Here is a 12787-nt window from a genome sequence, read left to right as displayed (position 1 = left end):
GCCCTTCTTCCTCCACCCGCCCCCGGAAGCCAATCACAACCGATTCAGATAACTCGATCTGTTCCCGGATGGACACTTACAGAACGCCCTGCTCAAGCTCACCGCCTTCAGCGCCGCACTGACCCTTGGCGGGCTTGGCGCCGCCATCTGGCTTGGAAACCGCATCGCAGGTGCCATCGAAGGCCTGCTCAATTCAGAAAACCGGCAGGTCTCGACATTGCGGTTTCGGGAAGTGGAGGCCCTAGCCGACCACCTTGCCAGCCAGAAGACCGTGCGGGACAGCTTGGGGGCAGAACTCAATCATCGGGTTAAAAACACCCTGATGACAGTTCAATCGCTCGCTTCTCTAAGTTTGCGTGGGAACAGCAAAGACCTGGTCCAGACCCGCCAGGACTTCCTCGACCGTGTGGCAGCGCTCTCTCGTAGTCATGAACTTCTGGCAAAGCTCGGCTGGAAGAATGTTGCTGTTGAACAGGTTTGGAGGCAGGCCGGTGCTCCCTGGCAAGCCGACCACGGTGCCGCGTTTATGATCGACCCCATGCCGCCCATCGCCCTGAGCCCCCGCCAAGCCCAGGCCGTCATCATTGCCCTGCATGAGCTTGCTAGCAACGCTGTCAGGTACGGTGCCCTGTCGCAGTCGGCCGGGCGCGTCCGGGTACAGTGCACGCGGCTTGAAAACGGCATGGCGTCGTTACGCTGGACTGAGAGCGGCGGCCCTATTCTCCCAGGACCGCCTGCTTATACCGGCCTCGGTCTCAAGATCTTGGAGCGTGTCATTCCACGTGACCTCGGGTCAGGTGGCGCAGTAACGGTCGCCTTCAATACGACTGGCGTGGATGCTGTCCTGTTTTTTCGACCGGCTGGCTAACGGGCGAGACTAAATCAGGATTGGCGAGAGACTGGCACCCTGTTCGCTGCCAATCCGTTTCATTTCTGGGAGTTCTATTGGGACGTCCCATGGTTACGCCAATCGCAGGTGTGGCAGTAAAACCACCAGCGTCCTGAACTTTCGTAGAATTACAATCAATAGTTGAGTATACCGTTACCTCGGTGCATCTCTCCTGTGGTCTGATGCAGGCTGCCAGGAGCGGAAAACCACCATGGGCAAATCGGGCCAGCGCGTGCTGGTAGTCGAAGATGAAGCGATGCAGGCCCTCGACATCGAGCAGATGCTGATCGACGCCGGGTATCAAGCCATTCTCGCCGACAATGCCCCCATGGCTTTGCAGGAGGCGGGCTCCTGGCATGAGCCAGCCGCAGCGGCCATCATCGACCTGCATTTTATCGAAGGCATGCAGGGCGGAACCCTGATTACCCGGCTCCGGGAATTATGGCCCGGCCTGCCTGTCGTGGTCGTCACCGGTTACTCGCCCCGCGACCCCGCAGCAGACCTCCGCGGGTTAGGTGGGCCAACGGCACGACTCCACAAACCACTCCAGACCGACCGCCTACTGCAACGCCTCCAGGATGCTATCCAATCCAGCACTGGCGTCGCTTAATTTACCAAAGTCAGCGGTCTTCAGTGGCATTCGGCATAACGAAATCAGCCGAAATTTCAGCCAGAAAATCAACTTTAGATTATAGCCAAGATATACGCCGCTATTCCCCTCATGAAACGGCCGCACGCGCCCTATGCTACAACCGACCTAACAAATTCTAGTTTGGGTTGTGTTGAGATGGTGGAGTATTGTCATGATAGGTCACCAGGTGCCTGCATCGGGGAGTACCGGGGTGAGCCTTCGCATACTACTGGCCGAGGACGAGACCCTGATCGCCATGACGCTGGTCGATGCTTTGGAGGGCGAGGGATACGCGGTAACCATGGTCGGAGATGGTGCTGCCGCGCTGGTGGAGGCGCGCCGCGAGAACGCCGAGTTCGATGTTCTGGTGACAGACCTCAACATGCCGCACATGACGGGAGTGGACCTCATTCACGCCCTGCGGCTCGACCGGCCAGAGTTGCCAGTCGTCGTCGTCACCGGGGCGCCACCCGCTGGTGGCCTCAGCACCCTCCGGCGTCTTGGCGGCGGGACCGGAGCCATGATGCTCCTGCACAAGCCAATCAACTTCACAGAGCTGCTGTCAGCGGTCGACCGGGTGCGGCCAAGGGCAAACTCACCTGAGGACATCCTCACGCCAGGGCAATTAGTTCGCGCACCCGGTCAGCCAGAACGGTCATAGCGAAGGGTTTCGTTAGTACGCGTGCCCTGAGGTCGAGGACATCGCCACTGAGCACGACGTTCTCGGCGTAGCCGGTGACGAACAGCACCTTGAGGTCTGGCCGCATGGTGCGAGCCGTATCGGCCACCTGGCGCCCGTTCATTCCGCTCGGCAGACCAACATCGGTCACCAGCAGGTCGATGTGTTCACCCGAGCGCAACACCGCCAGGCCCGAAGCCCCGTCCTGGGCTTCAAGCACCTGGTAGCCCAGTTCGCAGAGCGTCTCGCTGAGCAGCATCAGCACGGTCGGCTCATCGTCCGCCACCAGTACCCGGCCACTGTGCGATGCGGCAGCCAGGTCATGGGTTGGAGTTGCCTGCTCGGTCTCCGCGACCACCCCGCCATAGCGTGGCAGGTACAGCGTTACCACGCTTCCCCGGCCGACCCTGGAGCTGATGTCAACATGACCACCGGACTGGCGGGCAAAGCCATACACCATGGAAAGGCCAAGACCGGTGCCGACCCCGATAGGCTTGGTCGTAAAGAACGGCTCGAATGCCTTGGCGATGACTTCGGGCGCCATGCCGCAGCCGGTGTCCGACACACGCAGGTTGACGTACTGGCCGCTCGGCAGGCCGCGCTCCCGAGCATCAATCGGGTCGAGCCAGCAGTTATCCATCTCGATGCGGATAGCACCACCCTCCGGCATGGTCGACCTTGGCACCCTCATTGGCCTCTACTTCCTGCCCGGCATCGCGCTGACGATTCCCGCAGGTCTCATCGGCAGATGGCTCGGCGACAAGTGGGTCGTACTGCTGAGCTTGGTGGTGATGGCGGTGGGAGCGGTCCTCGTGGGTCTGGCCCGCGACTTCACCGGATTGGCTATCGGACGCCTCATCTCCGGCATGGGGTCGGTGCTGCTTAACGTGCTCATGGCCAAGATGGTGACCGACTGGTTTGCCGGAAGCCGCCAAATCGTGCTGGCGATGGCCATCTTCATCTACTCGTTCCCTGTGGGCCTTGGCTTGGCGCTGCTCACCTTGGGCTGGCTGGCAGCGACCAATGGCTGGCCGATGGCGATTTACGCCACCGCTGCGCTCACGGTGGTCTCGTTTGTACTGGTCGCCATGTTTTACCAAAGACATCAAAATGATAGTGCCCAGCCCGATTGGGTCATCGGCATGGAGCCGGACTTCCCGGCCTTCGCCCAGGCCGATCCGGTCTGGCGCAGTCTGAAGGCCGTGCGCTCCGGCCGCCTGGTCTTGTCCCCCTCCCTGCCCTATGGCTGGGTGGATTTCCCACCTTCCCCGGCGAGGTCGCCTATGTTTGGCACAGCGCCCTGCACGCCGGCACCGTGGCCGAGAGCCTCACCACGACGGGCTTTGCCGTCCGCGCCCAGATCATCTGGGCCAAGGAGCGGCTGGTCACGGGCCGCGGCTACTACCACTGGCAGCATGAGCCTTGTTGGTACGTCGTCCGCGGCACCGGCCATTGGAGCCGCGATCGCAAGCAGAACACGCTCTGGTCAATCCCCAACCGCGGCCCGGATGCCACCACCACCCATGGCACCCAAAAGCCGGTCGATTGCATGGCCCGGCCGCTGCGCAACAACTCCAGCCCCGGCCAGGCGTTCTACAAGCCCTTCTGTGGCTCAGGCACCACCCTGATCGCCGCCGAGACGGAGGGCCGCGCCTGCCACACCATCAAGCTTTCCCCAGCCTATGTGGACGTCGCCCTGGCCCGCTGGCAGGCGTTCACCGGCCTGCAGGCGACGCTGGAGGGCTCGGGCCTGACCTTTGCCACCATGGCCACCCAGCGGGTGTGTAGGAGGCCATGCATGCCGGCGCTGTTTGAGCCAACGAGCGCACATGCACTCTGGTCCGCGCGATGTTGGATATTGGCATTCCGCAGGCGGATATCGCCACGCATCTCGAAATCGACGACAAGACCCTCCGCAAGCACTTCCGCCAGGAGCTGGACCGCGGCTTGATCGAGGCCACGGCCAAGGTGGCGCGGTCGCTGTTTCATGTGGTGACCTCCGGGCAGAACACCGCCGCGGCGATCTTCTGGATGAAAGCCTGGGCCGGCTGTCGGGAGAAGCACGAGGTGCAGGTCAGCATGGCGCCCAGCCATGAGCTGAGCGACGCCGAGTTGCTACGAATCATTGAACAGTGACGCGATCGCCGGGCCACTGAGGCTGGGACAGCTGTGCCCGAGGAAGCATAGCGCGGGTTCGGTCCTGTTCACCACCGACCGACGACCGTTGGTCGGTGTTGAACAAGGGGCAGGCCGGCTGCCCGAATATCTTTCTGCTGCGTTCCCGATCTCTCCCTAAACGATGGTACCCGCAACTATGCCAGGTCCAGCCTCGAACGTGATCAGCGCAGCAGCGGCGGATCGTCCAGTGCTCGGCCGGTATCTCGCCCTGTTCATCCCGCTGTTCCTCGGCTGGGGCGTCCTCAGCCCGTTCCTCCCCGCGGTGCTCGCCGAGCATGGCGCCTCCGCCTCCCAGGTCGGCTTCCTGTTGGGGATTGGCATCGGCGTCCGGTTGCTCGCCATGCCGCTGGCGGGCGCCCTGGCGGATCGGTACGACGCGCCGCGGCAGGTTCTGGCGGCTGTGCTACTGGGGGCTGCGGTGGCCGCGCTGCTCTATGGCCTCGCCACAGGCTTTGCCCTGCTGCTGCTCGTCGGCATCCTGCATGCGGCTGCGACCGGCCCGATGGGGCCCCTACCGGATGCTCTTACGGTGCGCGCCGCCACGGCCGGCGCCGAGGGCCGTGGTCCCCGGATCGACTACGGGGTGGTCCGCGGTGCCGGTGCCGCCGCCTTCATCGCCGGCAGCATCTGCGTCGGCCTCGCGGTGGAGCAGGCTGGTACGCCGGATATCGCCTTGTGGCTGAATGCCGGCTTGTTCGGCCTGGCCGCAGGCGCGGCGCTGTTGCTGCCCAAACCTGCATCCCAGACCTCCGTGCAACCCGCACGTGCTGCGACGGTGCCGATCCGCGCCGTTCTCGCCATGCCGGCATTCCGCCGCCTGCTGCTGGTTTCCGGTCTGATCCAGGGCAGCCATGCCTTCTCGCTGGGCTTCGCCGTGCTGGGCTGGCAGGCGGCGGGGCTGACGCCGGGCACCATCGGGTGGCTATGGTCACTGTCAGTGATGGCCGAGGTGCTGGTCTTCTTTCTGCTGGGCAGGCGACTGCTCGTCCGGCTCGGTCCCACCGGGCTATGCGCCCTGGCCGGCGCGGCTGGCCTTCTGCGCTGGTCGATGATGGCGTTGGATACCTCGGTCGGGATAGCTGTGCTGGCGCAGCCCCTGCACGGGCTCACCTATGCCGGGCAGCACTTGGCGGCGATGGCGATCCTCGGCCGGATTGCGCCCGATCGGCTGGCGATGACAGCGCAGGCGCTGCATGCGTCCTTAGGCGTGGGGCTCGCCGGCGCCCTGCTCATGCTGATTTCGGGCCCGTTGTACATGGAATATGGCACCGGTGGGTTCTGGGTCATGGCGGTCCTCAGCGCCATGGCCGTGCCGCTGGCGCTAAGGCTGCCGGTTGCTCACTCGCCGGCCGAGAATGCCGTGTGATTGCCGGACCCGACCGGGCAAGCCAGGGACTGATCTAGGCTTGAACGAGATCAAATACGCTCGGCTTGCCCGGGCGATCACGCGTGCAACAGTCGTAGGACCATGGTGCTTCGCCCCGCGGCGCCGGGACGCTCCGTTCCGTCAGCACTCGAGTCACGGCCGCCTGACTGACGACGCCCTCGACGCGCAGCCGATCGACGTAGTGAATCAGTGCTGCCGGCAGCACGTTGCGGGAACCATCGTAGTCTCCACATCGTGCCGTGACGAACTAACCAAGGAAGCATGCCCATGCTCGCATCCCCTCGTGCCGCACCGATCGTCGCTATCTTGCTCAGCCTTGGGGTTGCCGCGCCCGCCGTCGCCCAGGCACCCACACCGATGCAGGTGATCGAAGCCTTTGAGGGTGTCCAAGGTCCGATCCGGACCTATCGTCCAAGTCACCCAAAGGGGACTTGCGCTGCCGGTTTTTTCGAAGGCACTGCCGAGGGGGCTAAGCTGTCGGTTTCACCAGCTTTTGGCGGACAACGCATTCCGACGATTATCCGTTTCGGGGTCGGCGGCGCTCCTACGGCCGCTGATACCAGCCGCAGCACCCGCAGCCTTTCGATCCGCTTCCAGGTGCCCAATGGCACGCCCTGGGACATGGCCAACATCTCCGTTCCCATCTTTGGCGCGCCGACGCCCGAGGCATTGGTCGAGGGTCTCCGTGTGCGCCGGCCAGATCCCGCAACCGGGCGGCCGAACCAGGAAGCCATCAACGCCTTCGTTGCCGCCAATCCGAAGACCACGCTGCAGGGACGGTGGCTCGCCGCCAATGCCCCACCGGCAAGCTGGGCAACGACACCCTACTGGGGGGTCAACACCTTCCGCTTCCGCGGCGCCGATGGCGAGGTCCGCCCCGCACGATGGGTATTCGAGCCGGTGGTCGGCACGCAGCGCCTCAGCGACGAGCAGATGCGCAGCTTGCCCGCCGACTTCCTGGCGGAGGAAATGCGAGGCCGGGTCGCCCAGGCGCCTGCCATCTTTGACATGATGCTGATCTTCCCGCAGGCCGGCGATGACCTGAACGACCCGACCACCGCCTGGCCCGACGACCGGCAGCGCGTGACCGTTGGCCGACTGACGGTCACAGAGGTCGCACCTGGGCCCGAGGGCGCCTGCGATCGGGTCAGCTTCCTGGCACTAGCCAATTCGCCCGGGGTCGAGTTCAGCGACGATCCGACGCTCCGCGCTCGGCCGGCACCCTATGCGCTGTCGCTTGTGAAGCGGACGCGGCCTCAATAGTGACAAGCCAAACGTCCGTACACTCCGGCCGGGACTTCAGGAGGCCGCTCGTGCCAGCACCCGCGCCACTGTCGGGTGGGTCCAAACCCCACTGCCCCACGGCGTCGGCACCCTGCGCTTGGTCAGGGCGCGGGTGACCGTAGCATGGCCAGTAATACGAAGCGGCTGAAGGTCTGACTCTTAGGCTTGAGCCGATGCGGGCGGAGGTGATTCATCGGCAAGCATGGCATTTGGGGGTGGACCATGCCGGCTTTGATGATCCGGGAAGACCTACCGCCCGGCTAGCTGCGGCGGTCAGCGAAGGCGGAGCGTGATCTGCGGGTGGCGCGGCGCCTGCTGGGGATCGCGGCAGCCCTTGAAGGCCTGAGATGGGAGGCTGCGGCACGCGTGGCCGTGTTTCGTCTAGCCTTACGTCAGACGGAGGGGCTGATCGCCTCCATCATTCACCTGCTCGGGCTGGATCTGGCGGTACCCGACCACACCACCCTATGTCGCCGGGCCGAGACGCTGGAGGTGCCGCGGCCGCCGCGCAGGGAAGGCGAAGCTGTCCATCTGCTGGTCGACAGCACCGGCCTGAAGCTTTGCGGCGCGGGCGAGTGGCTGCTGGAGAAGCATGGCACCAAAAATGCGCCGGTCGTGGCGAAAACTGCACATCGGCATGGATGCCGAGACTGGCCAGATTGCCGCCGCGGCGCTGACCACCAATGACGTCGATGACGGCGCTCAGGTCGGCCCCTTACTCGACCAAGTGGCGACATCAGTTGCCTCCTTCACCGCCGATGGCGCCTATGACCAAGAAGGCGTTGCTGCCGCAGTCGCCGAGCGTCATCCGGACGCGGCGGTCATCGTACCGCCGCGATCCACGGCCGTGCCAAGCGAGACGGCCGAGAGTGCGCCGACGCAGCGGGACCGCCACCTGCAGTGCATCACTGAGCACGGACGAGCGGCTTGGCAGAAGGCATCTGGCTACACCATCCGAGCCCGCGTCGAAGCCACCATCGGCAGGTTCAAGCAGGTGATCGGTGACGGGCTGCGCTGCCGCACCGACCAGCGTCGGGCGACCGAGGTGGATGTGGCCGTCCATGCGCTGAACCGCATGCTGGAGCTGGCACGCCCGATCTCTGTCCGCCTCGTCTGAACCCAGACAGGGCTGCGCTTACTGCGTTCGTCTCGCTGATCGGTGCAACATGGCCGCTGGAGGCGCCAAGGCCGCTGCGCGGGGAAGACGAGGCCGTCCATCTGCTGGTCGACAGCACCGACATGAAACTCGCGGCGCGGACGTATGGCTGCTGGAGAAGCATAGCACCAAAACGCGCCGGTCTTGGCGGAAGCTGCACATCGGCATGGACGCCGAGACTGGTCAGATTGTCGCGGCGGCGCTGACTACTAACGAGGTTTCCGGCTCGATCTGCATCCCCAACACCCATTGTTGGTCGCGCGGTGCAGAATGTCGTCACGACGCCTACATGTTGTCTTTCCCTGTTCCAACGCTAACCCCGCCAGCACCCCCGGACACCTTGCCGCCCTTTGAGCCGCCGCTATCGTCTTCATCCCAGACGACAGCGAAGTCGGTAGAAGGCGGCTACCGAAACAGGATGCTGTCCGATGACATGGTCGCGGGCCTTTCGAAGTGACCACTAATAGGATCCGAACTTCTGAAAGAAAATTTTCTCACGAAAATCGTTTTGTACTCAATATGTGGTGTGGTGCAAAAGCCGACCTATCTAGCTACACATTCAAAAATTGGCGGTGAATGCCGAGGCGGGGAGGTAAAAATGGACCAAGCGTCGCAATCCATGCTGCGCGATGAACTGCGCAGGGCCGGATTGCCTCATCAAGGCTCACTTACTCGGTTGCTCACTGTTTTGCGCGATGCACCAAATACGCACCTAGGATTTGGAGAAATAACACGCATAGCTTTAAATGGTGGGTTGTCCATCACGCCGGTAGACATGCTTCGTCAACTCAAAATTCTTACCAATGCAGGTTTATTGGTTCAGTTACCAAGCACTGGTGCCGAGCCTCTTTTCGACACTGTGCCACGGCCACATTTTCATTTGATCTATGAGGAAGCATCCGAGCCTACAGATCTTGATGTCTCCCCAGAAACACTTTTGGCAATCCTTCGGCAGGCATTTAAAGAGCGACCGGATCAGGTAGAAGTCCTTGTCCGGTTCCGACGCACTTCATCTCCCCTCGACAATATAGATAAGGAAGGATAATAATCTTTGAAACACCGAGCATTATCGAGCAGAAAACAATTTCAGCGATCACATAAGCTTATAAATTCCCATTATAATTCAGCGCCTTTGTCGTAGTTCTGGCGCCTCCACCCAGCACATAAGAAAAGAAGCAGCGGCATTCCTTAAAATGCCGCTGCTCCATGGCTAGGCGGACAACTTCTGGCTGAACGCGTCGGCAGGCTTCTGCATGTCCAACCGGTCGGCGTTCATCACTTTGTTCCAGGCCGCTACGAAGTCATCCACGAACCTCCGCTGCGCGTCGGACGATGCGTAGACCTCCGCCTGGGCCCGCAGCTCGGAATGTGAGCCGAAGATCAGGTCGACCCGCGTCGCCGTGTGGGTTGGCTGCTTCGTCTTGCGGTTGCGCCCCTGAAAGCGGTTGGTGTCCTCCGTCGCCTGCCATTCTGTTCGCATGTCGAGCAAATTGACGAAGAAGTCGTTGGTCAGCGCCCCCACTCTGTCCGTGAACACGCCGTCCTTCGAGCCATCCGCATTGGTCCCGAGCACGCGCAGGCCGCCTACCAGGACCGTCATCTCGGGTGACGACAGACGAAGAAGGTGAGCCTTGTCGACCAGCGCCTCCTCCGGCGCCATGAAGCATCCGTCCCAGTAGTAGTTGCGAAAGCCATCCGCTGCCGGCTTCAGGGCGTCGAAGGACTGGACATCGGTCCATTCCTCCGTGGCGTCCATCCGGCCGGGCGTGAAGGGCACGGTGACTTCGACATCGGCGTTCTTCGCTGCCTTCTCGACGCCCGCGCAGCCGGCGAGCACGATCAGATCCGCCATTGAAAGCTTTTTGCCGCCGTCGGCCGATCCCTCGAACTCCGAGCGGATCGCCTCCAGGCGGCCGAGCACCTCGGCCAGCTCTGCGGGCTTGTTCACCGCCCAGTCCTTCTGCGGCGCGAAGCGCAGGCGGCCGCCGTTGGCGCCCCCCCGCTTGTCCGATCCGCGGAAGGTCGAGGCCGAGGCCCAGGCGGTCGAGACGAGCTGCGGCACGGTGAGGCCGGAGGCTAAGACCTTCGCCTTGAGCGCGGCGATATCCGCCGCATCGACGACCGGATGATCGAGTGCCGGGATGGGGTCCTGCCAGATCAGCGTCTCCCGCGGCACCAGCTTGCCGAGGTAGCGGCCGGTGGGCCCCATGTCGCGGTGGGTGAGCTTGAACCAAGCGCGCGCGAAGGCATCCGCGAACTGGTCCGGGTTTTCCAGGAAGCGGCGCGAAATCTTGTCGTAGGCGGGGTCCATGCGCAGCGCCAGGTCCGAGGTGAGCATCGTCGGGCGGCGCTTCCTCGTCGGATCGAAGGGATCCGGCACGTCCTCGGGCGCGTCCTTAGCTACCCACTGCTTGGCGCCGGCGGGGCTTTCCGTCAGCTCCCACTCGTACTTGTAGAGGTTCTCGAAGTAGCGGTTCGACCACTGGGTCGGCGTCTGGCTCCAGATCACCTCCAGCCCGGAGGTGATAGCATGCGCGCCGGAGCCGGATTCGAACTTCGAGCGCCAGCCCAGCCCCTGGTCCTCGATGACCGAGCCCTCAGGCTCGACACCCAGGAAGGACGGGTCGCCGGCACCGTGCGTCTTGCCGAAGGTGTGGCCTCCCGCGATCAGCGCAACCGTCTCCTCGTCGTTCATCGCCATGCGGGCGAAGGTCTCGCGGATGTCGTGGGCGGAGCCGACCGGGTCCGGCTGACCGTTGGGCCCCTCCGGGTTGACGTAGATCAGCCCCATCTGCACCGCGCCGAGCCCGGGGTGGAGCTGGCGCTCGCCCGAGTAGCGCTCGTCGCCGAGCCAGCTGCCCTCAGGCCCCCAGAACAGCTCCTCCGGCTCCCAGGTATCCGCCCGGCCTCCGGCAAAGCCGAAGGTCTTGAAGCCCATCGACTCCAGGGCGACGTTGCCGACCAGCACGAAGAGATCCGCCCAGGACAGCTTGCTGCCGTACTTCTGCTTGATGGGCCAGAGCAGCCGGCGGGCCTTGTCGAGACTGGCATTGTCCGGCCAGGAGTTAAGCGGCGCGAAGCGCTGCTGCCCGCCGCCGGCGCCGCCTCGTCCATCGGTAATCCGGTAGGTGCCCGCCGAGTGCCAAGCGAGACGAATGAAGAGCCCGCCGTAGTGACCGAAATCGGCGGGCCACCAATCCTGCGAATCCGTCATGAGGGCGGTGAGGTCGGCAATGACCGCATCGAGATCCAGCGTCTTAAACGCGGCCGCATAATCGAAGTCGCCGCCAAGCGGATTGGAGCGGGGCGAGTGCTGGTTAAGGGTGGTCAGGCTCAGGCCTTCCGGCCACCACTGACGGTTCGACGGGCGGCTTTTCTGTTGCCCGGCCCCGTGTCCGAAGGGGCAGCCACCGCCCACATTTGGGTTGGTACCGTTTCCATCCATGTTCGAATCCTCCCAGGTAAACCGACGTCGATCCTAATCAGGATAGACCGGCAGTCTGTTGGTCAAGTGGTTAAGGTGCCGGGCTCGCCTGCATCGCGACGGTGGTTCCCAGCTGTTCTTATTCCGGTTTGAGTGTCCGTCTCTGAACGCCAACGCAATGGGGGTTGGGTGGTCGGGGTAGGCTGTGATTCCAACAGGTTGTCGAGACCAAGTTGGATGGAACAGCCTGATGTGGACCCCGACCACCCGCGCCCTTCATAAACGAGATGAGCTGCGCTTCGCCAGTGACGTGGCCAATGCGGAATGGGCGGTGCTGGCGCCATTGCTGCCGCCCCCTTCGCCGATCGGACGGCCGCCAGCCTGGGCGATGCGGGAGATCGTCAACGCGATCTTCTACGTGCTCCGCGGCGGCATTCCTTGGCGGATGCTGCCGGATTGCTTCCCGCCGCGGCAGACGGTCTATCGCTGGTTCAGCCGCTACCGTGACCGCGGCGTCTGGGAAGGCATCAACCAGCATCTTGTCATGCACGACCGCGAACAAGCGGGACGCGAGGCCAGCCCCTCCGCCGCGGTGATCGTTAGCCAGAGCGCCAAAGACTACCGAAGGCGGTGGCCCGCACGGCTACGACGCTGGCAAGAAGATCAACGGCCGCAAGCGACACGCCATGGTCGACACCGACGGCCGACCGCTGGTCCTGCAGTGCCATGCGGCCTCCATCCAGGACCGCGATGGCGCGATCCCCTTGCTTCAGGCGTCGAGGTGCAGCTTTCCCTTCGTCGAACGTGTCTTCGCCGACGCGGCCTACAATGCTGACCGCGTCGCCCAAGCCATCCCCATCGCTATCGAGATCGTCCACAAGCCGAAGGATCAGATCGGCTTCGCCGTGCATCCGCGCCGTTGGGTGGTCGAGCGCTGCTTTGCTTGGCTTGGGCGCAACCGCCGCCTCGCTGAGGATTTCGAGGCCACCATCGCCTCGGCCACAGCCTTCCTCTACGCAGCCTCGGCCATGCTACTCACGCGCAGGCTGGCTCGTTCCGTATAAGTTCAGAGACGGACACTGACTGACTGTCTGGAAAGGCGGATTAGGTAGCGATGCGCCGGAGCATGATGCGCGACATGGCTGCGTAGATCATGGTT

General features: G+C 63.6%; 13 protein-coding genes and 1 pseudogene. 12 read left to right on the top strand and 2 right to left on the bottom strand.

The genetic code is table 11. From position 1 onward, the window contains the following. The first annotated feature begins 217 nt into the window (after positions 1-217). The 3 genes from AC0IW9_RS29220 (at position 218) to AC0IW9_RS29210 (ending at position 2181) form a co-directional block, all read left to right on the top strand. Positions 218-868 carry a sensor histidine kinase gene (locus tag AC0IW9_RS29220; protein ID WP_471651827.1) on the top strand — a complete coding sequence of 217 codons (651 nt, stop codon included), beginning with the start codon at positions 218-220 and terminating at the stop codon, positions 866-868. A gap of 232 nt (positions 869-1100) precedes the next feature. Next, positions 1101-1499, top strand: a complete 399-nt coding sequence (locus AC0IW9_RS29215) for a response regulator (RefSeq protein ID WP_471651826.1) — start codon at positions 1101-1103, stop codon at positions 1497-1499. A 232-nt stretch (positions 1500-1731) separates the two neighbouring features. Beyond that, on the top strand, positions 1732-2181 hold the full coding sequence (locus tag AC0IW9_RS29210; RefSeq protein WP_471651825.1) for a response regulator: 450 nt from the start codon (positions 1732-1734) through the stop codon (positions 2179-2181). On the opposite strand, the gene AC0IW9_RS29205 is transcribed toward AC0IW9_RS29210, so the two are convergent. Next, positions 2132-2869, bottom strand: a complete 738-nt coding sequence (locus AC0IW9_RS29205; protein WP_471651824.1) for an ATP-binding protein — start codon at positions 2867-2869, stop codon at positions 2132-2134. The genes AC0IW9_RS29210 and AC0IW9_RS29205 overlap by 50 nt on opposite strands. On the opposite strand from AC0IW9_RS29205, the pseudogene AC0IW9_RS29200 reads away from it, so the two are divergent. From AC0IW9_RS29200 to AC0IW9_RS29165, 8 genes and pseudogenes are all read left to right on the top strand, one after another. Continuing rightward, a pseudogene (locus tag AC0IW9_RS29200) lies at positions 2844-3314 on the top strand (MFS transporter); the annotation flags it as partial. The gene AC0IW9_RS29205 and the pseudogene AC0IW9_RS29200 overlap by 26 nt on opposite strands. A 200-nt stretch (positions 3315-3514) precedes the next feature. Next, on the top strand, positions 3515-4150 hold the full coding sequence (locus tag AC0IW9_RS29195; RefSeq protein WP_471651823.1) for a DNA-methyltransferase: 636 nt from the start codon (positions 3515-3517) through the stop codon (positions 4148-4150). Further along, on the top strand, positions 4147-4335 hold the full coding sequence (locus tag AC0IW9_RS29190; protein ID WP_471651822.1) for a hypothetical protein: 189 nt from the start codon (positions 4147-4149) through the stop codon (positions 4333-4335). Before AC0IW9_RS29195 ends, AC0IW9_RS29190 begins: the two co-directional genes overlap by 4 nt. A 229-nt stretch (positions 4336-4564) precedes the next feature. Next, on the top strand, positions 4565-5743 hold the full coding sequence (locus tag AC0IW9_RS29185; RefSeq protein ID WP_471651821.1) for an MFS transporter: 1179 nt from the start codon (positions 4565-4567) through the stop codon (positions 5741-5743). A gap of 288 nt (positions 5744-6031) precedes the next feature. Then, positions 6032-7027: a catalase family peroxidase gene (locus tag AC0IW9_RS29180; protein WP_471651820.1), complete on the top strand. Its 996-nt coding sequence runs from the start codon at positions 6032-6034 to the stop codon at positions 7025-7027. A 321-nt stretch (positions 7028-7348) separates the two neighbouring features. Continuing rightward, positions 7349-7735 (top strand): transposase, encoded by a 387-nt coding sequence (locus tag AC0IW9_RS29175; RefSeq protein WP_471651819.1) that lies wholly within the window; start codon positions 7349-7351, stop codon positions 7733-7735. Beyond that, entirely contained in the window at positions 7686-8165 is a 480-nt protein-coding gene (locus AC0IW9_RS29170; protein WP_471651818.1) for a transposase, read from the top strand. The genes AC0IW9_RS29175 and AC0IW9_RS29170 overlap by 50 nt, the downstream gene beginning before the upstream one ends. A 637-nt stretch (positions 8166-8802) precedes the next feature. Then, positions 8803-9249, top strand: coding sequence for a hypothetical protein (locus AC0IW9_RS29165; RefSeq protein ID WP_471651817.1), 447 nt, complete (start codon positions 8803-8805; stop codon positions 9247-9249). 165 nt (positions 9250-9414) lie between these two features. Here AC0IW9_RS29165 and katG read toward each other — a convergent pair whose 3' ends face one another. Next, positions 9415-11649 (bottom strand): catalase/peroxidase HPI, encoded by a 2235-nt coding sequence (katG, locus tag AC0IW9_RS29160; protein ID WP_471651816.1) that lies wholly within the window; start codon positions 11647-11649, stop codon positions 9415-9417. A gap of 229 nt (positions 11650-11878) precedes the next feature. Here katG and AC0IW9_RS29155 point away from each other — a divergent pair. After that, positions 11879-12692, top strand: a protein-coding gene (locus AC0IW9_RS29155; RefSeq protein WP_471651815.1) for an IS5 family transposase whose coding sequence is annotated in 2 segments (ribosomal slippage) — positions 11879-12241 and positions 12243-12692 — 813 coding nt in all. Because the reading frame shifts where the segments join, the coding sequence is not laid out codon by codon here. Positions 12693-12787 lie beyond the last annotated feature (95 nt).

It is taken from the genome of Belnapia sp. AC561 (assembly GCF_979252845.1).
Note: the sequence above shows the minus strand (reverse complement) of the source record. Positions and strands in the feature narration are given on the sequence as shown.

What these genes read in the sequence shown, in the direction of transcription:
- AC0IW9_RS29215 (WP_471651826.1), top strand. Translation starts at nt 1,101, where the DNA reads ATGGGCAAATCGGGCCAGCGCGTGCTGGTAGTCGAAGATGAAGCGATG.
- AC0IW9_RS29205 (WP_471651824.1), bottom strand. Translation starts at nt 2,869, where the DNA reads ATGCCGGAGGGTGGTGCTATCCGCATCGAGATGGATAACTGCTGGCTC.
- AC0IW9_RS29180 (WP_471651820.1), top strand. Translation starts at nt 6,032, where the DNA reads ATGCTCGCATCCCCTCGTGCCGCACCGATCGTCGCTATCTTGCTCAGC.
- AC0IW9_RS29170 (WP_471651818.1), top strand. Translation starts at nt 7,686, where the DNA reads ATGGATGCCGAGACTGGCCAGATTGCCGCCGCGGCGCTGACCACCAAT.
- AC0IW9_RS29165 (WP_471651817.1), top strand. Translation starts at nt 8,803, where the DNA reads ATGGACCAAGCGTCGCAATCCATGCTGCGCGATGAACTGCGCAGGGCC.
- katG (WP_471651816.1), bottom strand. Translation starts at nt 11,649, where the DNA reads ATGGATGGAAACGGTACCAACCCAAATGTGGGCGGTGGCTGCCCCTTC.